The organism is Cryobacterium sp. Y82, assembly GCF_002929495.1.
Lineage (GTDB): Bacteria > Actinomycetota > Actinomycetes > Actinomycetales > Microbacteriaceae > Cryobacterium > Cryobacterium serini.
This window is the reverse complement of record NZ_PJJJ01000025.1, coordinates 62,568-87,495: the sequence shown is the minus strand read 5'-3', so window position 1 is coordinate 87,495 and position 24,928 is coordinate 62,568. Positions and strand designations below refer to the sequence as shown.

Genomic DNA, 24,928 nt, shown 5'->3' with positions numbered 1-24,928 from the left:
ACCGTCGGCGGGGTTGTCGTTTTCAGACAAAGGTGGCTCCGTTCACTCGTGCGACGGCCACAATGACGGCGCCCTGGTTGACATAGTGGTCTGCTTCAAACCGAACGTAGTGTTCGACGGGGGCGCTGACACGAGCCTCGAGCCACTCCGACGGCAACTCGCCAGGAATTTCCCCGGTTGACGGACGATGAGTGGTGAAGCTCGTGGCGAGCGTCTCGGCCGCCACATCGACCCCGAGGGCGAGGTCGAAGGAGTCGGCATCCGTTTCACTCTGAAAGACCAGATCGAGGCGGATGCGGTCGCTCACCGAAAAGCCGGCCGACTTGCGAGTGTCCTGCACGGCACGGATCAGGTCGCGGGCGAATCCCTCGGCCTCAAGTTCGGGCGTGGTGTTCGTCGCGAGCAGCGCAAAACCGCCGCCGGGCAGCAATGCCAAGGCCGCCCCACCGTCAGCGCCGTCGTTGTTCGCCTCAAGGGTCAGCTCAAATTCGCTCGCTTCGAGCGCGATGCCGCCGGCCGTGACAACACCGTCGGCCTCGCTCCAATCGCCGACACGAGCGGCCTTGATGACGTGCTGCACCTGCTTGCCGAGTCGGGGACCCGCGGCGCGGGCGTTGACGACGAGCCTGCTCGTGACACCGTAGGCTGCAGCACTGTCATCTTCGAGCTCGATCAGGGTGACCGTCTTCACGTTGAGCTCGTCGCGGAGGATGCCGACGAAGGCCGAAAGTGCGGCGGTGTTGTCGGTGACGACGGTGAGGTTGGTCAGCGGCAGGCGCACCCGCAGGCCAGCCTGCTTGCGAAGCGACAGCACGGTGGAACTGATCAGGCGAACCTGGTCCATCGCAGCGACGAGGTTCTCGTCGGCGGGGAACAGGGTGGCATCTGGCCAGTCCTCGAGGTGCACGCTGCGACCCCCGGTCAGGCCCTGCCAGATGCGCTCAACCACGAGCGGCAGCAGCGGTGCGGTGACCCGGCAGACGGTTTCCAGAACGGTGTAGAGCGTGTCGAAAGCTTCGTGGGCGGTGTCGCTTTCGGTTGCTCCTCCCCAGAATCGGTCGCGTGACCGGCGCACGTACCAGTTGGTGAGTACGTCAGCGAAGTCGCGCAGGCGTGCAGCCGCGACCGTGCTGTCGAGCGCTTCGAGATCGGTCGTGACGCCCACAATCAGGTCGCGGGTCTTGGCCAGCAGGTAGCGGTCGAGCACGTCAGTGGAATCGGTGCGCCACACGGCGTCGTAACCCGCGGCGCCTTGCGCGTTCTGACCGGACGCGTTGGCGTAAAGGGAGAAGAAGTACCAGGTGCTCCAGAGCGGCAGCATGACCTGGCGGGCGGCTTCACGGATTCCCTCCTCTGTAACGACGAGGTTTCCGCCGCGCAGCACCGGAGAGCTCATCAGGAACCAGCGCATGGCGTCGGCACCGTCGCGGTCGAAGACCTCATTGACGTCGGGATAGTTGCGCAGCGACTTGCTCATCTTTTGGCCGTCGTTGCCGAGCACGATACCGTGGCTGACCACGTTTTTGAAGGCCGGCCGGTCGAACAGGGCGGTGGAGAGCACGTGCAGCAGGTAGAACCAGCCGCGGGTCTGCCCGATGTACTCGACGATGAAGTCGGCCGGGTTGTGCGCTTCGAACCATTCCCGGTTCTCAAATGGGTAGTGCACCTGGGCGAACGGCATCGAGCCGGAGTCGAACCAGACGTCGAGCACGTCGGTGATTCGGCGCATCGTGGACTGGCCGGTGGGGTCGTCGGGATTCGGTCGGGTGAGTTCGTCGATGTAGGGGCGGTGCAGGTCGGTGGGCCGCACGCCGAAGTCAGCCTCGAGCTCGTCGAGCGAGCCGTAGACATCCGTTCGGGGGTAATCAGGGTTGTCGCTCTTCCAGACCGGGATGGGTGAACCCCAGTACCGGTTGCGGCTGATCGACCAGTCGCGGGCGTTGCCGATCCACTTGCCGAACTGGCCGTCTTTGACGTTCTCCGGAACCCAGTTCACTTCCTGGTTGAGTTCGACCATGCGCGGGCGAAAATCGGTGACCCTGACGAACCAGCTCGAGACAGCCTTATAGATGAGCGGGTTGCGGCAGCGCCAGCAGTGCGGGTAGGAGTGCTCGTAGCTGGCCTGGCGCAGCAGCCGGCCGTTGGCTTTGAGCAGCGCGGTGAGTGGCTTGTTGGCGTCACTCCAGAGCTGACCGGCCACTTCGGGAACGTCGCTGAGAAATTTTCCGCCGTCGTCGAGGGAGAGGATGACCGGGATGCCGGCGGCCTCACCGATCTTCTGGTCTTCCTCACCGTAGGCGGGCGCCTGGTGCACGATGCCGGTACCGTCGCTCGTGGTGACGTAGTCGGCGACGAGGATGCGCCAGGCGTTCTGGGTGCCCCAGACGGCTTCGTCGGCGTAATAGTCGAACAGGCGGTCATAGCTGACGCCCTCGAGGTCGCGTCCCAGCACGGTGCGCGATACGGCGGCGGATGCCTCGGCTGCGCTCTCGTAGCCGAGGTCTTTCGCATAGTTGCCGACCAGATCGATCGCCATGAGGTACTCGGCGCCAAACACCTCGGCCGAGGATGCGACGCCTTCGCGGAGGACCTCGGCGTCTGGCGTGCCGTTCGGGCCGGCCGGCACCACGGCATAGACAATTTCGGGGCCCACGGCGAGCGCGAAGTTCGTCGGCAGCGTCCACGGGGTCGTGGTCCAGGCCAGGGCCCGTACCGCCGTGAGACCGAGGGCTTCAGCCTTGGCGCCGATCAGCGGAAACGTGACCGTGACGGTCTGGTCCTGGCGCATCTTGTAGACGTCATCGTCCATGCGCAGTTCGTGGTTGGAGAGCGGGGTCTGGTCGCGCCAGCAGTACGGCAGAACGCGGTAGCCCTCGTAGGCGAGGCCCTTGGTATGCAGCTGTTTGAAGGCCCAGATCACCGATTCCATGAAGGTGATGTCGAGGGTCTTGTAGTCGTTGTCGAAGTCGACCCAGCGGGCCTGCCGGGTGACGTACTCTTCCCAGTCCTTGGTGTACTCGAGCACCGACTCCCGGGCGACCGCGTTGAACGCGGCCAGACCCATCTGTTCGATCTGGCTCTTGTCGGTGATGCCGAGCTTGCGCTCGGCTTCGAGCTCGGCCGGCAGACCGTGGGTGTCCCAGCCGAACCGGCGGTGCACCTGCTTGCCGCGCATAGTCTGAAACCGTGGGAACAGGTCTTTGGCGTACCCGGTGAGCAGGTGGCCGTAGTGCGGCAGGCCATTGGCGAATGGCGGGCCGTCGTAGAAGGTCCATTCCTCGGCGCCGGCGCGTGCGTCGATCGAAGCCTGGAACGTGTCGTCGTTCTTCCAGAATTCGAGCACTTCGTTTTCGAGCGCGGGAAAATTCGGGGAGGGAACAATGTTCGCGCCGGACATGGGCTCGCCCTCCAGGGGGTTGCTGCCACTTCGGGCGTTGCGGTTCTTGGGGTACAAATTACTTCTCCTACCGGGACGGGTCACTGGGGCCCTGCTCCACGAGGACGAACGATTCTGTAGAAATCGCCGCGGTACCACCTCGCTTGCCGCACGCAACTGCCGGGCGACCGCTTGTTCACAGGCTGTGACGGGCCCGACTCGTTCGGTTCTACTGAGATGTCCACCCGGGGGCGATCGTCTGTTCTTCCGAAGACTTCCCGGTGATAGCCGGGTCACTGTCATTCACGCTAATCGTACCGGACGATCCACCGCCGTAGCCTAACGTTGAGGGGTGAAGAATCAAATGCCGCACCCAGCCCGTACCCGCCGTCTGCTCGCCGCAGGCGCCGGCCTGATCACCCTCGGGCTGCTCGTAGCCGGCTGCACCTCGACCGGCTCGAACAAATCGGTCGGTGAACCGAAAAGTGGCGGCACGCTCACCTACGCCTCGGGCGACGCCGAACCGAGCTGCCTGGACCCGCACGTTGGCGGCAACTTCCCCCAGGCACTGATCAGCGCCCAATACCTCGAGTCGCTCGTCTCCCGCGACAACACTGGCCAGATCATCCCCTGGCTGGCCGAGTCCTGGGAGCCGAGCGCTGACGGCCTCACCTGGGATTTCACCCTGCGCGACGACGTGACCTTCACCGACGGCACGGTGTTCGACGCGAGCGCGGTGCAGGCCAACATCGCTCATCTGCAAGACCCGACGACGCTGTCATCGACCGGATATCTCGCCCTCGGCAAGGTCACGGGCACCGAGGCGGTCTCCCCCACCGTCGTGCGTTTCACCCTCAGCGAACCCGACAGTGCCCTGCTGGAATCGCTGTCCCAGCCGTGGCTCGCCATCCAATCACCTACGGCGCTTGAACGCAGCCAGGACGAGAACTGTGCCGCGCCGGTCGGTACTGGCCCGTTCATCGTCGAGAGCTGGGTGAAGCAGAACGCCGTCACCCTCGTGCGAAACGATGACTACGTTTCCCCGCCAGCGGATGCCGACCATTCCGGACCCGCCTACCTCGACACGGTCATCTGGCGGTTCATTCCCGATTCGGCCTCGCGGTACGCGGCCTTGCAGTCCGGCGAGGTCGACGTGATCGACAACGCCCAGCCCGACACGATCGTGCAGGCCGAGCAGAGCGATTCAATCAAAGAGCTCGATTCTCCGCGCCCCGGATCGTCCAACCGCATCGAGCTGAACTCGGGTCAGGCTCCCTTCGACGATGTGCGCGTGCGGGAGGCGTTCATCCGCTCGGCGAACGTCGACGATGCCGTGTCGAGTTTGTTCCAGGGCACGGCAACCCGCTCGTACTCGGCACTGTCGAGCGTTGAGCCCACCGCCGTCTCGAACGCCGCCCTGTTCGCCTATGACCCGGCCGCGGCCGGCACCCTGCTCGATGAAGCCGGCTGGGACGAAATGGATGACGACGGTTACCGGGTCAAGGACGGCGTTCGACTGACGGTGGAGTTTCCGGTGAGTACCAACCAGTCCATTCCCGCCGAGCAGAGCGTATTCGAGCAGATTCAAGCCACGGCGAAAGCCACCGGTTTCGAGGTGAAACTGAGCCCGATGGATCTTTCCAGCTGGTACGCGGCCCTCGCCAGCAACGCCTACGACGCGGTCAGCGCGCCGTACACCAAGGTCGGCCCCGACGTCCTGCGCATTCTGTACCACTCTGACAGCATCGTGCCCGCGCCGAGCGGGTATTTCGCCAATCTCGCCCAGGTCAACGACCCGGCAATCGATGAGCTGCTCACGACTGCTGCGAGCACAGCGGATGCCGCAGAACGCGCGTCCCTCTATTCCGACGCCCAGGATCGCATCCTGGAGGGCTTCTACGTCCTGCCGCTCTACGACCAGCAGAACCATTTTCTGCTGCGTAGCGACGTGATCGGCCTGCGTACCCTGCCGACCGTGGCTGTGCCGACGCTGTACGACGCGTGGCTGAACCGGTAGCGGCGGCCGGTCACCCCGGGCCGGGACCGGATCTCCCCGACCAAGGCACCGTCAGCGCGCTCGCTCGACGCCCGGCCGCGCTCGGCATATTCGCTCGAGTGTTCCCCCGACTCGCAGCCCGCCTCGCCGGAGCGGTCTTCGTGCTGTGGATGGTGGCCACCATTACGTTCTTTGCGGTGCGCCTCATTCCCGGTGACCCTGCCCAAGCCGTTCTAGGGGGCCCGGGATCGCAAGCCTCGCCGGAGGCCCTCGCGGCGGTGAGCGCCCAGTATGGCTTCGACCAACCCGTGATCGTGCAGTATTTTGCCCAGCTGGGCCGGCTCGCAACCGGCGACCTCGGACGGTCGTATGCGCTCAACATGGACGTCGGACCACTCGTGCTCAGCCAGCTTGGCGGCACCCTGCTGCTGGCTGTTCTCGCCCTCGCCCTCGCCTGGCTGCTCGCCCTCGCCCTCGCCACCTGGTCGACCCGCGGTGGCAAAGTCGCCGCCCGCGTAGGGTCGAGCCTCGAAATCGTCGCGGCCGCGCTGCCACATTTCTGGCTCGCGACCTCGTTGATCGTCGTGTTCAGCATCGGGCTCGGCGTGCTGCCGCCCATCAGCACCGGCGACGTTGCCGGGCTCGTGTTACCGGTTCTCACCCTGGCCGTTCCGCTGGCCGGATTTCTCGGGCAGATCATGCGCGAATCGCTGCTGGTCGCGCTGGAGAGCCCCTTCGTGCTCTCGGCCCGCGCCCGCGGTGAGAGCGAGCGTGGTGTGCGCTGGGTGCACGCGCTGCGCCACGCCTCGCTGCCAGCGATCAGCCTCTCCGGTTGGGCGTTCGGTTCCCTGATCAGCGGCGCGGTCGTCGTCGAAACCATTTTCGCCCGCCCCGGCCTCGGCCGCACCCTGCTCAATGCCGTTACCCTTCGGGACGTTCCGGTGGTGATCGGCGTGGTCATGATCGTCGCGGTCGCCTATATTTCAATGACACTGCTCACGGATGCTGCCAGTCGCCTGGTCGATCCGCGATTGCGACTGACATGAGCGACCTCGAAGTGCAGGCTGGCCTTGCAGCCCAATCCCGCCAGTCCGGCCCGTCTCGGCGCCTCGGTGTGGCCGAGACGGCGGCTGGAGTGCTCGCCCTGTTCCTGTTGGTGTCGGCGGTCGTGCCCCAGTTGCTGGCGCCGGGCGACCCCCTCGCGATCGACCCGCTCTCAGCGTTTCAGCCGCCGAACTTGGCGCACGGGTTCGGCACCGACGAATCGGGCCGCGACATCTACTCCAGAGTGGTGCACGGCACCCAGTACTCTCTGGTGATCGGGGCGGTCGCCACCGCGATCGGGCTGGGGCTCGGTATTCTGCTGGGCACCCTGGCCGGGATGCTCGGCCGGGTCGTCGACTTCACCGTCAATCGGTTTCTTGAGGTACTTTTCGCTTTTCCAGGGCTGCTCCTGGCGCTTTTGTTCATTGTCATCTTCGGCCCCGGTGTTGTCACCGCGACGATCGCCGTGGGACTGTCGACAGCACCCGGGTATGCGCGCATCATCAGGGCCCAGCTGATTACGGTGCGATCACAGGCGTTCGTCGAGGCGGCGACCGTGCTCGGCCGCACCCGGTGGCAGATTCTGCTGCGCCACATTCTCCCCAACACCCTCGCCCCCCTGTTCGTGCTCGCTACCCTGGGCGTCGGCCAGGCCATTGTCTGGGCGGCAACGCTGAGCTACCTCGGGCTCGGTGCCGAACCGCCGACCTCGGAGTGGGGCGCCATGCTCTCGGCCGGGCGCACGTACATCACATCGGCCTGGTGGATGAGCTTCTTTCCAGGGTTGTTCATCGTGCTGACCGCCGTGACCGCCACGGTGCTCGGCCGCAGTATCGACCGGCGGATGAGGCACGCATGAATGGGTCAGTAGTCTTTGGCGACAGTGCTGCCGCGGTGACCGTGCGCAACCTGCGGGTTGGCTTCGGCTCGGCTGAGCCGGTTGTTCGCGGTGTGTCGTTCGCCGTCGCCCCGGGTGAGTGCCTCGCCATCGTCGGCGAATCCGGCTCGGGTAAAAGCGTGACCGCCCGCAGCCTGCTGGGTCTGGCCGGTACGAACGCCCGGGTCAGCGCCGACCGGCTCGAGCTCGGCGGGCAGAGCGTTTTAGGGCTGGCCGGTCGCGCATGGCAGGCCAGACGAGGCAAGGACGTGGGTCTGGTGTTGCAGGATGCCCTGGTCTCGCTCGATCCGTTGAGGCCGATCGGCCGAGAGATCGCTGATTCACTGCGGCTGCACACCACGCTCGGTGCTGCAGGCCGGGCACGGCGGGTGCTCGAGCTGCTTGACGCAGTCGGACTGCCGGAACCCGAATTGCAGGTGCGCAAGCTCTCGGGGCAGCTCTCCGGCGGCGAACGTCAACGCGCTTTGATTGCCGCGGCGATTGCGCTGAACCCGCCGCTGCTCATCGCCGACGAACCGACAACGGCGCTCGACGTTACAGTGCAAGCGCAGATCCTGGCACTGCTTGAACAGATCACCGGCGCCGGCACCGCCGTGCTTCTGATCAGCCATGACCTGGCCGTGGTGAGTCGCGTCGCGCACCGGGTCGCCGTCATGTATGACGGACAGCTCGTGGAAACCGGCCGTACACCGGAGGTTCTCGGCTCGCCCCAGCAGGAGCAGACCCGGCGAATGGTCGCCGCGATACCGGGCGACAAACCTCGCGGCACCCGACTAAGCCCGTCCGATGGGCCCGACACCCCGAGCGGTTTAACGGCCACGGGCGATTCCCGGGCTGAGGTTTCGCCCGAGAGCACCGTCGTGCTCGAAGCCATCGGCCTGTCGAAAAGTTTTCGACGTCAAGATGGCACCCGGCAGCTCGCCGTTGACGACGTCTCGTTCGCGTTGCACCGCGGAAGCACCCTCGGCATCGTCGGCGAGTCTGGCTCGGGCAAAACCACGACCGCGCGTCTTCTGCTCGCGTTACTGGCCCCAGATCACGGCGAGGTTCGGGTGTTCGGCGAGCCGTGGAGCACGACCAGCGAGAAGACCCGCCGCGGGCTGCGGGCATCCGTCGGGGCGATCTATCAGGATGCCCTCGGCTCATTCGATCCGCGCTGGAGCGTCGCCGAGATCCTCACCGACGCCCTGCACCTGCGGCACGAGCGCGGCGCCCCGCACACGACGGCGCGACTCACCAGCCTGCTCGACGAGGTCGGCCTCGCGCCCACAGTGCTGCCCCGACGCCCGCTCGAACTCTCCGGCGGGCAGAGACAACGGGTCGGTATCGCGCGGGCGCTGGCCGGCCGACCCGAAATTCTCATCTGTGACGAACCCGTCTCCTCACTCGACGTGACCGTTCAGGCTCAGGTGCTCGATCTGCTTGACGACGTGCAGCGAGAGCGCGGGCTCAGCCTCATTTTCATCTCGCACGATCTCGGTGTCGTGCAGCACGTCAGTGATCACATCGCGATCATGCGCGACGGGCGCATCGTCGAAATGGGCCCGGCGGAGCGCGTTTTTGCCGCGCCGCAGCATCCATACTCTGCGCAGTTACTGGCCGCCGTGCCCCGCCTGCGCGCGTGAAACAACCATTTTCGCGATTGAGAGAAGAGCCCCCGTTCAGGGAAAAAGAGCCGATCGGGTAGATTAGATGCGCACACTCGGGCACCTCACCATCGACACGGTGCCGAATACACCGAACCGGAGAGTTATGACCCACGCCGACCGCGTCCCCGAAAAGCCTGCGCTCGAAGGGCTCGAAGCCAAGTGGCAGTCCCGCTGGGAAACCGACGGCACCTACCTTTTTGCACGCGAGAACGCTACCCGCGAGACGATCTACTCAATCGACACTCCCCCGCCGACCGCATCTGGTTCGCTGCACATCGGCCACGTTTTCTCATACACCCACACTGACGTCGTCGCCCGTTTTCAGCGGATGCGCGGCAAGAACGTGTTTTACCCGATGGGCTGGGACGACAACGGCCTGCCCACCGAACGTCGCGTACAGAACTATTACGGCGTGCGCTGCGACCCCTCGCTCGGCTATACCGAGAACTTTGTTGCACCGTTCGAAGGCGGAGACGGCAAGAGCTCGAAAGCTGCCGACCAGCTGCCGATCAGCCGCCGCAACTTCATCGAACTCTGCGAAACCCTCACCAAAGAAGACGAGAAGCAGTTTGAAGCCGTGTGGCGTGCACTCGGCCTGAGTGTCGACTGGACGCAGACCTACCGCACCATCGGCCAGGAGGCACTGTTCACCTCGCAGCTCGCCTTTCTCGGCAATGTCGAACGCGGCGAGGCGTACCAGGCCATGGCGCCGACCCTCTGGGACGTCACTTTTCGCACCGCTGTAGCCCAGGCTGAACTTGAAGACAAGGACATGCCCGCCGCTTACCACCGGGTCTCCTTCCTGAAGCCCGACGGCAGCACGATCGAGATCGAGACGACCCGCCCCGAACTTCTCCCGGCCTGCGTTGCCCTCGTCGCGCATCCCGATGACGAACGCTACAAGCATCTGTTTGGCACCACCGTGACGACCCCCGTGTTTGGTGTCGAGGTTCCGGTGCTCGCGCACCACCTCGCCCAGAAGGATAAGGGTTCAGGAATCGCCATGATCTGTACTTTCGGCGATCTGACCGACGTCGTCTGGTGGCGCGAACTCGACCTGCCCAACCGCGCCATCATGGGTTTCGATGGTCGCATCACTGCCGAAGCACCGGAGGCGATCACCTCCCTCGTCGGCCGCGACGCGTATGCGCAGCTCGCCGGCAAGACCGTGTTCGGGGCGAAGGCCGCCGTGGTTGAACTTTTGAAAGCCAGTGGCGACCTCATCGGTGAGCCGAAGCCGATCGTGCACGCCGTCAAGTTCTTCGAAAAGGGCGACAAGCCACTCGAAATCGTTTCCACTCGCCAGTGGTACATCCGCAACGGTGCCCGCGACGAAAAGCTCCGCGCGCGACTGCTCGAGCACGGCACCGAGCTGGCCTGGCACCCTGAATTCATGAAAGTGCGCTACGAGAATTGGGTGAATGGACTCACCGGCGACTGGCTCATCTCCCGCCAGCGTTTCTTCGGCGTGCCCCTGCCGGTTTGGTACCCGCTCGACACCGAGGCCAACCCCGTGTTCGACCAGCCGATTGTCGCCACCCGCGACCTGCTACCGGTTGACCCGTCCTCGGATCCCGCGCCCGGCTACACCGAGAGCCAGCGCGGCGAGGGCGGCGGCTTCGTCGGCGAAGTCGACGTGATGGACACCTGGGCCACCTCCTCGCTCACTCCACAACTTGCCGGTGGCTGGGAGCGAGACCCGGAACTGTTCCAGCTAGTCTTCCCCTATTCGCTGCGCCCGCAGGGCCAGGACATCATTCGCACCTGGTTGTTCTCCACGGTGCTGCGCGCCGAGCAGCAGCACGGTGTGGCACCGTGGCAGCATGCCGCGCTCAGCGGCTTCATCGTCGACCCCGACCGCAAGAAGATGTCGAAGTCCAAGGGCAACGTCGTCACCCCGGCCGACATGCTCGAAAAACATGGATCCGACGCGGTGCGCTACTGGGCGGCTTCCTCGCGCCTCGGCACCGACGCGGCCTTCGACCCGCAAAACCCGACGCAGATCAAGATCGGCCGTCGCCTCGCCATCAAGATTCTCAACGCGAGCAAGTTCGTCTCCATGTCGCAGGGCAGCAGTACAGCCCCGATCACCGAACCCGTCGACCAGAGCATGCTCGCCGGCCTCAACGCGGTCGTCGCCCAGGCCACGACCGCGTTCGAGAACTACGACCACGCCCGGGCGCTGGAGACCACGGAAAGTTTCTTCTGGACCTTCTGCGACGACTACCTCGAACTGGTCAAGGAACGCGCCTACGGCGAGCCCGGACCCGGCCAGGCTTCCGCCGTTGCCGCGCTGCGCACCGCACTGGCCACGCTACTGCGCCTGTTCGCGCCGTTCGTTCCGTTCGCGACCGAAGAAGCCTGGTCCTGGTCCAACGACGGCTCGGTGCACACCGCGCCGTGGCCGGTCGCGGCCGACCTGCTCGGCAGCGACGAGGTCGCCATCGGCAATATCGCTCTGCTCGATCTGGCCAGCCGCGCTTTGACTGGCATCCGTCGTGCCAAAACGGATGCGAAAGCGTCGCAGAAATCCGAGGTGGATTCCGCAGTAATATGCGGTGCTCCCGCCGAAATTGCCCTGCTGACCCTGGCCGCTGCTGATCTCAAAGCGGTCGGTCGCATTCACAATCTGACCTTTGTCGACGGCAGTGAACTCGCTGTGACCGACATCGTGTTCGCCACCGTGTTGGAAAGTTAGGAGACCAGATGTCAGTGATCGTGCGCCCACTGGGCGACAAGGACTTTTTCGCCTGGCTGGGCCTGTTCGAGGGCTACAGCGCGTTCTACGAGAGCGAACTTACCGATCAGAAAGCCCTGCAGGTGTGGAGCTGGATTATCGACACGAACAACGCCCTCTTTGGTGCCGTGGCGGTCAACGACGATGGTGACTTCGTCGGCCTCGCACACTACCGCAGCGTTCCGCGCACCCTTAGCGGCGACCTCGCGCTGTTCCTGGACGATCTCTATGTGGCCGAGGACGCGCGCGGAAAGGGCGTCGGCACCTTATTGATGGAATTCACTAAGGACTATGCCCGTGTGCACCAGCTGGCCCAGATTCAGCTAATGACCGCAGCCGACAATGCAACCGCGCAGGTGCTCTACGACCAGCTCGGAACGCGTACCGACTGGGTCACCTACGAGATTGACGTCTAGATCATGCAGTTGGGCACCCGATGGACCCTGGGCGGCACGCTGCCGGCGGGGCTGCCGCACGTTGTTGACATCGCCGTGCGAGCGGTCGAAGAAGATCTCACGGCGCTGGACGTCGACACCAGTACCTGGCGCTGGACCCTGACCTGGCTGGAATCGAAACCGGTGATCGAGCTCGACGATGGCACCGTCATCCGGTTCAATCCGGTCGACGACAGCGCCACCATCACGCAGCCGTCCACCAGCACGGATGACGACGACGAGGACTGGATATAAGGTCCGATTCCGCTTCGGTGCTGTTGTCGGGCATGGGCATGGGCACGCATTCGCCAGCGACGATGAGGAACTGACCCAGAATCTTCGGGGAAAACCGCGCCTTCGAGAACCGCCCACAGCGACCGCCGAAACCATTGCCGATGCAGTCGGCGGCTTCACCCGGCTGCACATCGTGCAGTAACTGGGCCGCCTCACAAAAGAGCTTCTGGAGTTACGGCGTTACGACGCGCTCATCTTCGATGACACAGGCGGCCATATCGCTTCGAAACACGACGCGGCGCATCTGTTCTTCAAGCTCATCTCGTCCCATTATGAACTTGCATTGCTAGCGTAAGCGTCAGCAATAACTCTCCCCCGTCCGGCGGCGTGTTCGCCAATCACTTCGTCGCTGCAGCCACGGACGACCGCAGCGTCCGCCTCGCCAAGGTGCTCACCCTCAAAACCCCAGCTACCGCTTGCATAACACCGAGAATGCATCTGTACGTTCAGCCCAGAAAAAAAGCGGCACCATAAAGACATAATAAATGGCGCGGTTTTTACCGTTGATATTGGCTCAATTGTGCAACGTCGCCGACAGGCCCCGAATTGGGGGCGATCGAGGCATGCTTTTTCATCGCGTGCTATGTGATTATAGGCGTTGAGAATATGCTCTGGTCGAGCAATAGTTTGGTCGACCGTCTGCAAGTTCGACAATTCGCCTCTGGTGTACCGCTTACCCCTTGGTACATTCCCATTTCGTAAAGCAACCCGAATCAGGGCCCTAGGCTCTGGCGAAAGGCACACCGCGTGACATCGAACTCGAACGACCCCTTGCGCCCCCAGCACCTTGACATTGACATCGAAACACTCCTCAAACTGCCCAATATTAGAGCGGAAAACGCAGTAACGATCGCGGCGGTGATTCCGGCCTACAACGAAGAGTTATCCATCACTGCGACGATCGATTCTCTTCTCAAGCAAACCCGTCCCCCGGATGCTATTTTCGTTATGGTCAATAACTGTACCGATGACACCTTTTACATCGCCAACGAATTCAGCGGCAGCCATGACATTCACCACCGGGGTTCTACTTTCGCGTGTGACGTGACTGTAATCGATATGGGCGTGAACTCTGACAAGAAAGTCGGAGCCCTGAATTCAGGTTGGCTTCTGGCGCATGATTTCACGTACATACTCGGCGTGGACGGCGACACGGTTCTCGACACGCGATGCATTCAGCAGCTCACCTCGGAAATGATCTCTGATTCCCGAATCGGCGGTATTTCAGCCATTTATGGTTTTGACCAGGGTCCGGTTCGGGGTCCCACCGGCAATTTTCTCGTACGGTCTCAGCGGTTTCAGTTCGCGGGCTTCAACCTCGATAATCTGCTCCGGTCGCGCAATATGACAGTACTGGGCGGCCAGTGCTCGCTGCTCAGTACTCGCGCGATGAAAGTCGTGACTGACGCGAATCATCAGTCTGCGCCGTGGGTCACGGACTCAGAAATTGAAGACTCCCTGCTGTCCATTCAACTACGATCGGCCGGATTCCAAACTAAAATTTCCGCCACTGCTCGCGCCAACGTGGGGCCGATGCTGACGTTACGCTCCCTCAACGCGCAGCAAGTGAAGTGGAACGCGGGGGGTGTGGAACTCATGCTGCAACACCCCTTGCACCCGAACTTACGCTTACGGTGGCGAGAAAATATTGGCATGCTGGCCAATCTCTCCAGCCGTCTCGCTTTTGTTTTACTGGTTGCCGGTGCACTGTCGGTCGGCTCATTCGACTTCGCCTGGTGGTGGCTCATCCCGCCGATTGTTTCCATAATGTTGAGCGTGCGCATCGCCGTGGCGATGAAGGATCATACCTGGAAGGACGTCGCTTACGCTCTGCTACTTTTTCCCGCCGAGATTTACATCATTATTAGGGGGGTGCATTTTCTTCAGGCCTGGGCGCAGATTATTGGTCGCGAGGACCACGATAACTGGGCGGCGCAGGCGAACGCTGAAAATGGTGGCGGTCAATCGGGGAAGTGGTTGCTGGCCACCCTCGCCAGCACTGCGATTCTCGCGGCGCTGGCTTTCGGCTGGGTGCAACTAGAGCTCATTTGGCAGAGCGGAATTTTGAGCGTTGGCTGGGTTGTTCTGGCTATCCTGACAATTCTGCAAACCTTCAATATGCTGGGCAAGCTCACCCGGAAACATCGCGGTTTTCGCGCGTAGCCTCAACGCGCACAGCGCAGTAAGCGTGAAATCCACCCCTGAATAGACCGTGCGCCTACGGTGATCGGACTGTGCAATGCAGGCTTAGGGGAATGGGTAGCCGTTGAGGTCTTGCACCCACTCCCGCCAGCCTGCGGCCATCCGCTTGAGGTCGGCCAGGTTGGCCACGCCGGACTCGATGGCGTGGGCCGCGAAGCTGGATTCGGTCATCCGCACCGCCCAGGACTCTCCCCACCACTCCCGCTCCGCGTCTGACGCGAAACACCAGACGGAGGCGCTGCTGGTCACCTCGGTGAACCCCGCCTGCAGGGCCCAGGTCTTGAGTGAACGCCCGGCATCGGGGTCGCCGCCGTTTCAGTAGTGCACCTCGCGGTAGACCCGCATCTAATCCACCAGCCCGTCGATGGTCGGCGCGATCATGACGCCCCCGTAGTCCAAGTCGCGGGCGGCGAATACACCGCCGGGGTGCAGCACCCGGCGAATCTCGGCCATCGCCGCGACCGGATCAGCCAGGTGCTGCAGCACCTGATGAGCGTGCACGATGTCAAAGGTCGCGTCGGCGAAATCGAGTGCATAGACGTCACCGACCTGAAAACTCGCATTGTGTACCCCCTCGTCGGCGGCCAGGCCGGCCGCACGCACAATGATCCCGCTCGACGCGTCGATGCCGACGACCCGCCCATGGGCGAGCCGTCGGACGAGGTCGACCGTGATCGTGCCGGGACCGCAGCCGACATCGAGCAGGACACCCCCGGTGCGCAATTTGGGAATCAGGTAGGCGGCCGAGTTCGCGACCGTGCGCCAGGTATGGGAGCGCAGCACACTCTCGTGGTGACCGTGGATGTATTCGTCGGGTGGGGCGGACGCAGAATTGTCGGTCAGGTCTGTCATGGTGCGATCCTACGCACCGCCAAAACAGTCACGTCGGGGTCTTGGCTAGTGTGGACGCATGGCTCTCACCGCGAACAACCCCTTTTTCACCCGGAGCACGCTTCCCTATCAGCTGCCGCCCTTTGCTTCCATTACCGACGAACACTATCGGCCGGCCTTTCTGCAGGGCATGACCGAGCAGCTCGCCGAGGTCAGCGCCATCACCGGCACAGCGGATGCCCCAAGTTTCGACAATACACTCGTCGCCCTCGAGCGCAGCGGACAGACGCTCGCCCGGGTCTTTGAGGTCTTCTTCAACAAGAGTTCCTCCGACTCCAGCGACTTCACCAACGACCTCGAAGAAGAACTCGCGCCGCTGCTGGCCGCCCACGCCGACGCGATTCGGCTCGATCCCGCGCTCTACGCGCGTCTCGCCGCCGTGCACGAGCAGCGCGCCGGCCTCGGTCTCGACGCCGAGTCGCTCTACCTCGTCGACCGCTATTTCACCGAGTTCACGCTGGCCGGGGCCGGCCTGAGCGACGACAACAAGCAGTCTCTGCGTGATTTCAACTCACGGCTGTCGACCCTCACCACCCGCTTTGAAAAGAACCTGCTGGCCGACACCAACGAGCTCGCCCTCATCATTGACGACGTGGCCGAGCTCGACGGGCTCACGGAGGGTGAGATCTCGGCGGCCGCCGAGGCCGCCCGGGAACGCCAGCTTGACGGCAAATACTTGATCAGCCTGGTACTCCCCACCTCGCACCCGTATCTCGCGAGCCTCACCGACCGAGGGGTGCGCGAACGGTTGCTCGCGGCGAGCCGAGCCCGCGGCATCCGCTCGGATGCGGCGGGAACGACCAACGACAACCGGCCGCTCGTGATTGAGATCACCCGCCTGCGCGCCCAACGCGCCCGACTGCTGGGGTTTGACAGCCACGCCGCCTATGTGACCGCCGACGAAACCGCCAAGACCCCCGGTGCAGTTTGGGATTTGCTTGGGCGTCTCGCACCCGCCGCTGCCCGCAATGCCCGGGTGGAACAGGCCGATCTGCAGGCCGTGGTCGACGCCGAGGGCGGTGGATTCGAACTGGCTGCCTGGGACTGGGCGTTCTACACCGAGAAAGTGCGGCGCGCCAAGTACGACGTGGACACCGCGGCCATGCGCCCCTACTTCGAGCTTGAAAGCGTACTGGCCGACGGGGTCTTCTACGCGGCCCACCAGCTCTACGGGCTGACCTTCACTGCGAGGCCCGAGCTGGTCGGCTGGCACCCCGAATCGCGCGTCTTCGAGGTCACGACTGAAGACGGCACTGCACTCGGTCTCTACATCGGCGACTTCTACACCCGCGATTCCAAGCGCGGCGGGGCTTGGATGAATGCCCTGGTCTCGCAGTCGGGCCTGCTCGGCACCAGTACGACCGTGGTCTGCAATAATCTCAACGTGTCGAAGCCCGCTGCCGGCCAGCCGACCCTGCTCACGTACGACCAGGTCACCACCCTGTTCCACGAATTCGGACATGCCCTGCACGGCCTCCTGGCCCGCGCAACCTATCCCAAATTCTCCGGCACCAATGTCTACCGGGACTTCGTGGAATTCCCCAGCCAGGTCAACGAGATGTGGATGCTCTGGCCAGAAGTGCTCGCCAACTACGCCCGCCATTACCAGACCGGTGAGGCAATGCCGCAGAAGTTGGTGGACCGAATCCAGGCGTCGTCGGCTTTCAACGAGGGCTTCCTGACCAGCGAGTACCTCGCCGCAGCACTCCTCGACCAGGCCTGGCACCGCATTGACGCCGACACGGTCGTCACCGACGTTGCCCGGTTCGAAGCGGATGCCCTCGCCTCCGTTTCACTCGACAATGCGGCTGTTCCCACCCGTTACGCGAGCACCTACTTCGCCCACACCTTCTCGGGAGGGTACGACGCCGGGTACTACTCCTACATCTGGAGCGAGGTGCTCGACGCCGATACCGTCGAATGGTTTAGGGAGAATGGCGGCCTCACGCGCGACAACGGCGATCGTTTTCGCGACCGCCTGCTCGGAGTCGGCGGCACCAAAGACCCCCTGGAGGCCTACCGCCACTGGCGCGGCCGCGACGCCGAGCTGCAGCCGCTGCTCGACCGCCGCGGCCTCAACGCGTGACTTCGCGATAGACGCTGGCCCTGCGCCAGTGCCGGTGCCGGTGCCGGTGCCGGCGAGTTTCACCTCCTGCAAAGCGGCGCACCTCCCGCGCACCGTGAAGTGTTCGCTCGCCATCAGCGATGCCATCACCCTCAGTATTGAGGATGCGCGGCGCCATCGCCCGTCATAGGCTGCTTGGCCATGGACATCCAGAGAATTCCAGTTCAGGGCACTGCTCGGCGATGGTTTCTCTGGATCGTCGCCCTAATTTTCGCCGTCATACTGTTGGGCGGGGTCGTCACCCACTACCTGCGCGAGAACCTCGACATCACAACCCCTGGCTGGCGCGCTCTCAGCGCCGCAGCGAGCCTGCTCTACGCCGACGGCGAAGCGAACCTGTGGGCTTGGGCATCCGGGTTGCTTCTGGCCGGTATCGGGCTGTCCCTAGGTGCGGTCGGGTTAACCGCTCGGAATGAGGGGGGTGTCGGTGCGCCGTACTTTGTGCTCGCGGCGGTCGCCGTTGAACTGTCAGCCGACGAAATTGCCCAACTGCACGAGAAATTGGCTAAATTCGATCTCGATACCCGCTTCACATTTGCCTGGCTCTCAGTCGGTGTACCGTTGGCCATTCTCGCCGGCCTGCTTGTGCTCTGGGTGGCCCGCACGATCGGCCGACAGCTTCGCCGCCGGCTCATCGTTGCGGGAGCCATTTTCCTGCTCGGTGCCGTTGGTTTTGAAGCCATGGGCGGCATCGTTGTCGGCGGACGCCTTGACGATCTCTCGCGGGGCAGCTTGCCCTACCATCTGCTCGTCGGTATCGAGGAGGGCCTCGAGGTCACCGGCGCCCTCCTCGCCCTCAGCGCGGCACTGTCGGCGCTGTCCATTGAACGCACGGTAGCTGGCGTCCTCGTGCGGACCCGACTCAGTCGAACGGGTGACACCTCGAATAGCGCTCCGTCAGGAGCGCAGCCCGCCGGAGGCTGAGTCCGACCTAGGCTGTTTTCGCCTGGTGGGCCTTCTGCAGCACCATCTCAGCGGGTGCGTTGTTTAAGACCGTGTCTCGCGTGATGATAACGCGTTCCACGTCGGTACTCGAAGGGACCTCAAACATGACCGGGCCGAGTACCTCCTCGAGAATGGCTCGCAGGCCCCGGGCCCCGGTCTTGCGAAGAACGGCGAGGTCGGCGATGGCTTCGAGCGCCGGCTGCTCGAACTCGAGTTCTACACCGTCGAGCTCGAACATGCGCTGGTACTGCCGCACGAGCGCGTTCTTGGGCACGGTCAGAATCTGCATGAGTGCCACCTGATCGAGCTGCGTCACCGTCGTGACGACGGGGAGGCGACCGATGAACTCGGGAATCAGCCCGAACTTGTGCAGGTCTTCGGGCAAGACCTCACTGAACAGGTTGATGTCATCACCCTTGATATGCAGGGGCGCCCCGAAACCGATGCCCTTCTTGCCGGCACGAGACGAGATAATGTCTTCGAGCCCGGCGAAAGCGCCGGCCACGATGAACAGCACGTTCGTCGTATCGATCTGAATGAATTCCTGGTGCGGATGCTTGCGCCCACCCTGCGGGGGAACGGAAGCAATCGTGCCCTCGAGAATCTTTAACAGCGCCTGCTGCACCCCCTCGCCCGAAACATCGCGGGTGATCGATGGGTTTTCGGCCTTTCGGGCGATCTTGTCGATCTCGTCGATGTAGATAATACCGGTCTCGGCACGTTTAACGTCGTAGTCCGCAGCCTGGATGAGCTTGAGCAGAATGTTCTCGACGTCTTCGCCGACGTAACCGGCCTCGGTGAGGGCCGTCGCGTCTGCTACGGCGAAGGGAACGTTAAGGCGCTTGGCGAGGGTCTGGGCGAGATAGGTTTTGCCGCAGCCGGTCGGGCCAATGAGCAGAATGTTTGACTTGGCGATCTCGACGTCGTCGTGGATAGCCTCGGCAGCGGTGAGCGTAGCCCGTGCCCGGACGCGCTTGTAGTGGTTGTAGACGGCAACGGCGAGAGCACGCTTAGCGGGCTCCTGGCCAATGACGTATTCCTCGAGGAAGCCGAAGATTTCTTTGGGCTTGGGGAGGTCGAATTCGCCAGCGCTGGCTTCGGAGCCGGCCTCAGCAAGGCGCTCTTCAATGATCTCGTTGCACAACTCGACGCATTCGTCACAGATGTACACGCCGGGGCCGGCAATGAGTTGTTGTACCTGCTTCTGGCTCTTTCCGCAGAAGGAACACTTGAGCAGGTCGGCACTTTCACCGATTCGGGCCATGTCAGCCTCCTCCATTGGTCTCGCTGCAATTGAGCCTAGTCTGTGCGTCCGACACTTGCGTGCAGCGCGCCAGAAACCGAAACGGCGCGGCGCCAAAAGGCGACGCGCCGCACACGTGTTTCGGGTTCAGACTACTTAACCAGCATCGGAAGGTTCTTGCGGCTGGTCAAAACCTGGTCGATGAGGCCGTACTCGAGAGCCTCGGCGGCGCTCATGATCTTGTCACGATCGATGTCCTTGTTGACCTGCTCCACACTCCGGTTGGAGTGGTGAGCGAGGGTTTCTTCGAGCCAGACGCGCATGCGCAGAATCTCAGCCGCCTGAATCTCGATGTCCGAGGCCTGCCCACCACCCTGGCCGCCAACCGACGGCTGGTGAATGAGGATGCGCGCGTTCGGCAGGGCGAGACGCTTGCCCGCCGTTCCGCCGGCCAGCAGCACGGCCGCAGCGGATGCCGCCTGGCCGAGGCAGACCGTCATCACGTGCGGACGAATGTACTGCATGGTGTCGTAAATCGCTGTCATGGCGGTGAACGAACCACCGGGCGAATTGATGTACATGGTGATGTCGCGGTCCGGGTCCTGGCTCTCGAGCACAAGGAGCTGGGCCATCACGTCATCGGCCGAGGCATCGTCAACCTGCACACCGAGAAAGATGATGCGGTCTTCGAACAGCTTTGCGTACGGGTCCTGGCGCTTGTACCCGTAGGCGGTGCGCTCTTCAAAGGTGGGAAGGATGTAGCGCGATTCGGGCGCGCCGTTGTTAGTCAACTGCTTGGTCGAGCCGCCCATCGAGCTGTAGGCCGTTCCACCGAATGTGGGGATAGTCATGTTTTCTTCCTGTTCAGTTTCGGCGGACTACTTGGTGGCGTCAGCGTCGGGATCGGTTCCGCCGCCGCCGATGACATCCGAAGCGGATGCGCGGAGGTGGTCGACAAAACCGTACTCGAGGGCTTCCTCGGCACTGAACCAGTTGTCGCGGTCACCGTCAGCGTTGATCTGCTCCGGGGTCTTGCCGGTCTGCGCGGCCGTGATCTCCGACAGTCTCTGCTTCATGTCGAGGATGAGCCGGGCCTGGGTCTGGATGTCGGCGGCCGTGCCACCGAATCCACCCGACGGCTGGTGCAGGAGCACGCGAGCGTTCGGGGTGATGTAGCGCTTGCCCTTGGTGCCCGAGGTAAGCAGGAACTGGCCCATCGAGGCCGCCATGCCGATGCCGACGGTGACGATGTCGTTGGGTACGAACTGCATCGTGTCGTAGATCGCCATTCCTGCGGTGATCGAACCGCCGGGAGAGTTGATGTAGAGGTAGATGTCGCGCTTCGAGTCTTCCGCTGCCAGCAAGAGGATCTTCGCGCAGATCTCATTCGCGTTTTCATCACGGACCTCTGAGCCGAGCCAGATGATGCGGTCCTTCAGCAGTCGGTCAAATACACCGTTGGTGGGTGTCGGGTCGGCCATGTCGTGCTCCGTTTCAGTTGTCGCTTCTCAATGAATCTATCGGAGCGCGCGGCGGAAAAAGGCTGTGTTCGCCCTCGGCAGATTACCGGGCTCGCGCCCCGGCGCTTGCAGCATGCAAAAGGCCGACTGGAGTGAATCCGGCCGGCCCATGCACGCGATTACGCAGTACTGGTCTACAAGCTACTTCTTGGCAGCGGCTTTCTTCTTCTTCGGCTTCTCGTCGATTTCAGGCTCGACCTCTGCGTCGGCAACGGGAGCAGCGTCAACGGCGGCGTCAGCGGAATCCACTTCACCCTCATCGTCGACCGGTCCGGTGAACTCGCTCAGATCGACCGGCTTGCCGTTGGAGTCAACGACCTCCGCCTTGCCCAGGGCTATAGCGAGAGCCTTGTTGCGGGCAACCTCGGCGACCATCGACGGAATCTGACCGTTGGTGTTGAGCGTCTGCACGAACTCGCTCGGGTCCATGCCGTACTGACTGGCACCCTGGATGAGGTACTGGGTGAGCTCGTCCTGGCTGACCTTGACCTGCTCAGCTTCGGCGATCGTGTCGAGCAGGATCTGCTGACGGAACGTTTTCTCGCTGGCTTCGGTGACCTCGGCGCGGTGGGTGTCATCTTCGAGGCGGCTTTCGCCCTCGAGGTGGCGGTTTACCTCGTCGAGGATGATCGCGGCGGGGATCGGAACTTCGACCGAGCCGAGGAGCGTCTCGATGAGACGCTCTCGGGCCTGGCTGCCCTGGCCGAAGGCCTTGGACTTCTCAACCTGCACCTTGAGGCTCTCGGTGAGCTGCGCGATCGTGTCGAACTCGCTCGAAATCTGAGCGAAGTCGTCATCGGCGGCGGGAAGCTCGCGCTCCTTCACTGCGATCACGGTGATGGTGATCTCGGCCGTCTCGCCCTCGTGGTCGCCGCCCATGAGGTCGGAGTTGAAGGTCGTGGTCTCGCCGGCGCTGAGCGAGTCGAGCGCCTCATCGATACCGTCGATGAGGTCGCCGGAGCCCACCTCGTAGGAGATGCCGCTGGCGGTGTCGACCTCTTCGCCGTCGATCGCGGCGTTCAGGTCGATCTGGGCGAAGTCACCGGTCTTGGCGGGACGATCGACGGTGATGAGCGTACCGAACCGGCTGCGCAGCTTGTCGAGTTCTTCGGCAACTTCTTCGTCGGATACCGCGACGGCATCGACGGTGAGCTTGAGACCGTCATAGCTGGGCAGGTCGATCTCGGGGCGCACGTCAACCTCGATGGCGAGGAGCAGATCACCGGAGAAGTCGGTGTTGCTCGGCCATTCGACGATGTCGGCCTCTGGGCGGCCCAGGGGGCGCAGCTTGTTCTCTTCGACGGCCGCACGGTAAAAACCGTCGAGACCCTCGTTGACGGCGTGTTCCAGAACGGCGGCCTTGCCGACGCGCTGGTCAATGATGGCCGGCGGGACCTTTCCCTTACGAAAACCGGGGATGTTGATGTCCTCGGCGATGTGGCCGTAGGCGTGGGTGATGGCTGGCTTCAGCTCGTCGGGGCTCACCGTGATGGTGAGTTTGGCGCGCGTGGGGCTCAGTTTTTCGACCGTGGACTTCACTCGAGACTCTCCTGTGTATTGAAACGGTGTGCTGCGGATAATGTCGGGGCGACAGGAATTGAACCTGCGACTTCTCGCCCCCAAAACGAGCGCTCTACCAAGCTGAGCTACGCCCCGGATCTGCTTCGACCCATCGGTACTTCTTTGTTGGGGAATCAATCTGTTGGCGTAGCGTTAGCTCACGACAGGCGGATTGACCTCGACCAGTCTAATGCACGCCTTTCGAGCGGATGCGCCCCTACTGGCAAACGACCCCCGGTTTCCTGTACTACGATATTCGAGTGCCCAGTTGCCTGGGCCTGGGGTCGTAGCTCAATGGTAGAGCCTGAGTTTTCCAAACTTATGACGCGGGTTCGATTCCCGTCGACCCCTCTGTTTAGGGGAAATACGAAAGCCGCCAGCCCAGGCTGGCGGCTTTCTTTGCATTAACGGATGACATCAGTTAGTGACTGTGGGTCGGCGCGAGCACGCGCGGCCCACTACCGACGGCCAGATTCGACTGGCCCACGATGGCATCGTGTGCGGTCGGTGGGGTGCCGGCCCGTTCGCCGGGCTTCACGACGACGAATTGGCCCATCATTCCGGCGTCCTCGTGGGCCAGCATGTGGCAGTGGAACATATACGGAAAGTTTGGATCGGTGTGGTTCGAGAACTGCATGATGAGTTCATAACGCACACCCGGCTCGAGGTAGATCGTGTCTTTCCAGCCGGAGAGTTCGGCTGGCGGCGATTTCGTTCCCACCCGCAGTACCTGAAACTGCACGGCGTGCACGTGAAAATTGTGCGGCAGCGGCATGGCATTGTCGACGGTCCAGACTTCGGTGGCGCCGGCCTCGACGGTCTCGTCGATGCGCGTCATATCCATGAGCCGGTTGTTAATCGTGTAGCCGTTGAGCGTAAACGAGCGATCGACGGAGGCATCCGCTTTCTCGAGTGGCTCGATGTTCGCCAAAGTCGTCGACAGTGCGCCGATGCTGCCGAGAGTGTCAGCCGCGCGCAACTCCAGCACATCGAGCGTGTCGTCACCGGCGTTACGGGTCGCGGCTCCGGCCGAGGTACCGAGGTTCGGCGGCGTGGACTGCAGTTTCACGGTCTCGCCCGGCTTGAGCCGCACGAGAACTTCGGCCCGCTCCCCCGGTGACAAGCGGATGCCCGCCATCGATGCCGCCTCAGTGAGCAGTCCCCCGTCGGTTCCGATCAGGTCAAAGGACCGCCCGTCGCTGAGCCCGAAGTCATAGACGCGCGCCGTCGATCCATTGACCAGGCGCAGGCGCACCACCTCGGTCGTCACATCGACGTACGGCGCGAGCGTGCCGTTGACCAAGAGCTGATCGCCGATCGGACCGATATAACCCCGCACGTCGCTGGTGAATTGGCCCTTCGCGTCGAAGCGGCGGTCCTGCACCACCACGGGAATGTCATCGATTCCGTAGCTGCGGGGCAGGTTGAGCGCGGCCTCCTCGTCGTCCTGTATCAGGAACAGGCCAGCCAGGCCCATTTCCACCTGGTGTTCGGTTGCGCCGTCTGGATGCGGGTGGTACCAGAGGGTCGCTGCGGGCTGGTCGATCGTGAAGTCCGGGCTCCACTTCGCTCCGGGCTCGACCATCTGGTGCGGGCCACCGTCCATTTTCGCGGGCAGACTCATGCCGTGCCAGTGCACGCTCGTAGCTTCCTGAAGGTTGTTGGCGACGTTGATGCGCACGTTTTCGCCGCGCTCGGCGACGAGGGTGGGACCGAGGTAGCTGCCGTTATAGCCCCAAGTGTCGGTGGTGACGCCCGGCACGAACTCGCTCGTTCCCCGCTGGGCGGTCAGGTCGAAGACTCGCTCACCTGCGGCATTCACGGTCGATTCGGCCAGCGGCGGGATCGCGAGTGGATTTACGAAGTCAATGGTGCCGACAGTGTCGATGACGCCGGCGCCGTTGTCGCTCGAACAGGCGGTCAGTCCGACGGTGAGTACGACCGCGCCGACGACGGCACCGCTGACGATGGTTGCAACACGACGGCGCGGCCGGGCAAATCGACGGTGCATCAT

17 protein-coding genes, 2 tRNA genes and 1 pseudogene are annotated in these 24,928 nt (G+C 63.3%); 12 read left to right on the top strand and 8 right to left on the bottom strand.

Going from position 1 to position 24,928, the window contains the following annotated elements; translation table 11 throughout:
* Positions 1 to 22: 22 nt before the first annotated feature.
* Positions 23 to 3,397: an isoleucine--tRNA ligase gene (gene ileS, locus CXY70_RS03905; protein ID WP_104191072.1), complete on the bottom strand. Its 3,375-nt coding sequence runs from the start codon at positions 3,395 to 3,397 to the stop codon at positions 23 to 25.
* Between the two features lie 343 nt (positions 3,398 to 3,740).
* Here ileS and CXY70_RS03900 point away from each other — a divergent pair, with 343 nt between their 5' ends.
* From CXY70_RS03900 to CXY70_RS03860, 9 genes are all read left to right on the top strand, one after another.
* Entirely contained in the window at positions 3,741 to 5,393 is a 1,653-nt protein-coding gene (locus tag CXY70_RS03900; RefSeq protein WP_104191071.1) for an ABC transporter substrate-binding protein, read from the top strand.
* Positions 5,378 to 6,418 (top strand): ABC transporter permease, encoded by a 1,041-nt coding sequence (locus CXY70_RS03895; RefSeq protein ID WP_369851681.1) that lies wholly within the window; start codon positions 5,378 to 5,380, stop codon positions 6,416 to 6,418. Before CXY70_RS03900 ends, CXY70_RS03895 begins: the two co-directional genes overlap by 16 nt.
* Entirely contained in the window at positions 6,415 to 7,275 is an 861-nt protein-coding gene (locus CXY70_RS03890; protein WP_104191070.1) for an ABC transporter permease, read from the top strand. The genes CXY70_RS03895 and CXY70_RS03890 overlap by 4 nt, the downstream gene beginning before the upstream one ends.
* The gene (locus CXY70_RS03885) at positions 7,272 to 8,939 is read left to right on the top strand and encodes an ABC transporter ATP-binding protein (RefSeq protein ID WP_104191069.1); all 1,668 of its coding nucleotides are present in this window, start codon (positions 7,272 to 7,274) and stop codon (positions 8,937 to 8,939) included. The genes CXY70_RS03890 and CXY70_RS03885 overlap by 4 nt, the downstream gene beginning before the upstream one ends.
* 127 nt (positions 8,940 to 9,066) lie before the next feature.
* On the top strand, positions 9,067 to 11,661 hold the full coding sequence (gene valS / locus CXY70_RS03880; RefSeq protein ID WP_104191068.1) for a valine--tRNA ligase: 2,595 nt from the start codon (positions 9,067 to 9,069) through the stop codon (positions 11,659 to 11,661).
* Positions 11,662 to 11,669: 8 nt separating this feature from the next.
* A complete protein-coding gene (locus CXY70_RS03875) occupies positions 11,670 to 12,116 on the top strand; it encodes a GNAT family N-acetyltransferase (RefSeq protein WP_104191067.1) in 447 nt (148 codons plus the stop codon).
* Between the two features lie 3 nt (positions 12,117 to 12,119).
* Positions 12,120 to 12,389 carry a hypothetical protein gene (locus tag CXY70_RS03870; protein WP_104191066.1) on the top strand — a complete coding sequence of 90 codons (270 nt, stop codon included), beginning with the start codon at positions 12,120 to 12,122 and terminating at the stop codon, positions 12,387 to 12,389.
* A complete protein-coding gene (locus CXY70_RS17970; protein WP_104191065.1) occupies positions 12,364 to 12,570 on the top strand; it encodes a hypothetical protein in 207 nt (68 codons plus the stop codon). Before CXY70_RS03870 ends, CXY70_RS17970 begins: the two co-directional genes overlap by 26 nt.
* A 605-nt stretch (positions 12,571 to 13,175) precedes the next feature.
* Positions 13,176 to 14,591, top strand: a complete 1,416-nt coding sequence (locus tag CXY70_RS03860; protein ID WP_104191064.1) for a glycosyltransferase family 2 protein — start codon at positions 13,176 to 13,178, stop codon at positions 14,589 to 14,591.
* Between the two features lie 84 nt (positions 14,592 to 14,675).
* Here the strand turns inward: CXY70_RS03860 and CXY70_RS03855 are convergent.
* Positions 14,676 to 15,482 (bottom strand): annotated as a pseudogene (locus CXY70_RS03855) (class I SAM-dependent methyltransferase).
* A gap of 58 nt (positions 15,483 to 15,540) precedes the next feature.
* On the opposite strand from CXY70_RS03855, the gene CXY70_RS03850 reads away from it, so the two are divergent.
* Together CXY70_RS03850 and CXY70_RS03845 are read left to right on the top strand one after the other, a co-directional pair.
* A complete protein-coding gene (locus tag CXY70_RS03850; RefSeq protein WP_104191063.1) occupies positions 15,541 to 17,607 on the top strand; it encodes a M3 family metallopeptidase in 2,067 nt (688 codons plus the stop codon).
* Between the two features lie 180 nt (positions 17,608 to 17,787).
* Positions 17,788 to 18,570 (top strand): hypothetical protein, encoded by a 783-nt coding sequence (locus tag CXY70_RS03845; RefSeq protein ID WP_104191062.1) that lies wholly within the window; start codon positions 17,788 to 17,790, stop codon positions 18,568 to 18,570.
* A 7-nt stretch (positions 18,571 to 18,577) separates the two neighbouring features.
* Here the strand turns inward: CXY70_RS03845 and clpX are convergent, their stop codons facing one another.
* The 5 genes from clpX to CXY70_RS03820 form a co-directional block, all read right to left on the bottom strand.
* Positions 18,578 to 19,855, bottom strand: a complete 1,278-nt coding sequence (gene clpX / locus CXY70_RS03840; protein WP_104191061.1) for an ATP-dependent Clp protease ATP-binding subunit ClpX — start codon at positions 19,853 to 19,855, stop codon at positions 18,578 to 18,580.
* A 131-nt stretch (positions 19,856 to 19,986) separates the two neighbouring features.
* Positions 19,987 to 20,646 (bottom strand): ATP-dependent Clp protease proteolytic subunit, encoded by a 660-nt coding sequence (locus tag CXY70_RS03835; protein ID WP_233205724.1) that lies wholly within the window; start codon positions 20,644 to 20,646, stop codon positions 19,987 to 19,989.
* Positions 20,647 to 20,712: 66 nt separating this feature from the next.
* On the bottom strand, positions 20,713 to 21,315 hold the full coding sequence (locus CXY70_RS03830; RefSeq protein WP_104191059.1) for an ATP-dependent Clp protease proteolytic subunit: 603 nt from the start codon (positions 21,313 to 21,315) through the stop codon (positions 20,713 to 20,715).
* A gap of 180 nt (positions 21,316 to 21,495) precedes the next feature.
* Complete coding sequence (tig, locus tag CXY70_RS03825) at positions 21,496 to 22,893, bottom strand: trigger factor (protein WP_158250900.1); 1,398 nt, start codon at positions 22,891 to 22,893, stop codon at positions 21,496 to 21,498.
* 43 nt (positions 22,894 to 22,936) lie between these two features.
* A tRNA-Pro gene (locus CXY70_RS03820) sits at positions 22,937 to 23,010 on the bottom strand.
* A 184-nt stretch (positions 23,011 to 23,194) separates the two neighbouring features.
* Between CXY70_RS03820 and CXY70_RS03815 the strand changes: the two genes are divergently transcribed.
* Positions 23,195 to 23,265, top strand: a tRNA-Gly gene (locus CXY70_RS03815).
* 70 nt (positions 23,266 to 23,335) lie between these two features.
* On the opposite strand, the gene CXY70_RS03810 is transcribed toward CXY70_RS03815, so the two are convergent.
* On the bottom strand, positions 23,336 to 24,928 hold the full coding sequence (locus CXY70_RS03810) for a multicopper oxidase family protein (RefSeq protein WP_199183365.1): 1,593 nt from the start codon (positions 24,926 to 24,928) through the stop codon (positions 23,336 to 23,338).

Bases quoted from the DNA above. Each gene is read 5' to 3' on its own strand.
- ileS (WP_104191072.1), bottom strand. From the start codon at position 3,397: ATGTCCGGCGCGAACATTGTTCCCTCCCCGAATTTTCCCGCGCTCGAA.
- CXY70_RS03875 (WP_104191067.1), top strand. From the start codon at position 11,670: ATGTCAGTGATCGTGCGCCCACTGGGCGACAAGGACTTTTTCGCCTGG.
- CXY70_RS17970 (WP_104191065.1), top strand. From the start codon at position 12,364: ATGACGACGACGAGGACTGGATATAAGGTCCGATTCCGCTTCGGTGCT.
- CXY70_RS03835 (WP_233205724.1), bottom strand. From the start codon at position 20,646: ATGGGCGGCTCGACCAAGCAGTTGACTAACAACGGCGCGCCCGAATCG.
- CXY70_RS03850 (WP_104191063.1), top strand. From the start codon at position 15,541: ATGGCTCTCACCGCGAACAACCCCTTTTTCACCCGGAGCACGCTTCCC.
- CXY70_RS03810 (WP_199183365.1), bottom strand. From the start codon at position 24,928: ATGATGCACCGTCGATTTGCCCGGCCGCGCCGTCGTGTTGCAACCATC.
- clpX (WP_104191061.1), bottom strand. From the start codon at position 19,855: ATGGCCCGAATCGGTGAAAGTGCCGACCTGCTCAAGTGTTCCTTCTGC.
- CXY70_RS03890 (WP_104191070.1), top strand. From the start codon at position 6,415: ATGAGCGACCTCGAAGTGCAGGCTGGCCTTGCAGCCCAATCCCGCCAG.
- valS (WP_104191068.1), top strand. From the start codon at position 9,067: ATGACCCACGCCGACCGCGTCCCCGAAAAGCCTGCGCTCGAAGGGCTC.
- CXY70_RS03845 (WP_104191062.1), top strand. From the start codon at position 17,788: ATGGACATCCAGAGAATTCCAGTTCAGGGCACTGCTCGGCGATGGTTT.
- CXY70_RS03870 (WP_104191066.1), top strand. From the start codon at position 12,120: ATGCAGTTGGGCACCCGATGGACCCTGGGCGGCACGCTGCCGGCGGGG.
- CXY70_RS03830 (WP_104191059.1), bottom strand. From the start codon at position 21,315: ATGGCCGACCCGACACCCACCAACGGTGTATTTGACCGACTGCTGAAG.
- CXY70_RS03900 (WP_104191071.1), top strand. From the start codon at position 3,741: ATGCCGCACCCAGCCCGTACCCGCCGTCTGCTCGCCGCAGGCGCCGGC.
- CXY70_RS03885 (WP_104191069.1), top strand. From the start codon at position 7,272: ATGAATGGGTCAGTAGTCTTTGGCGACAGTGCTGCCGCGGTGACCGTG.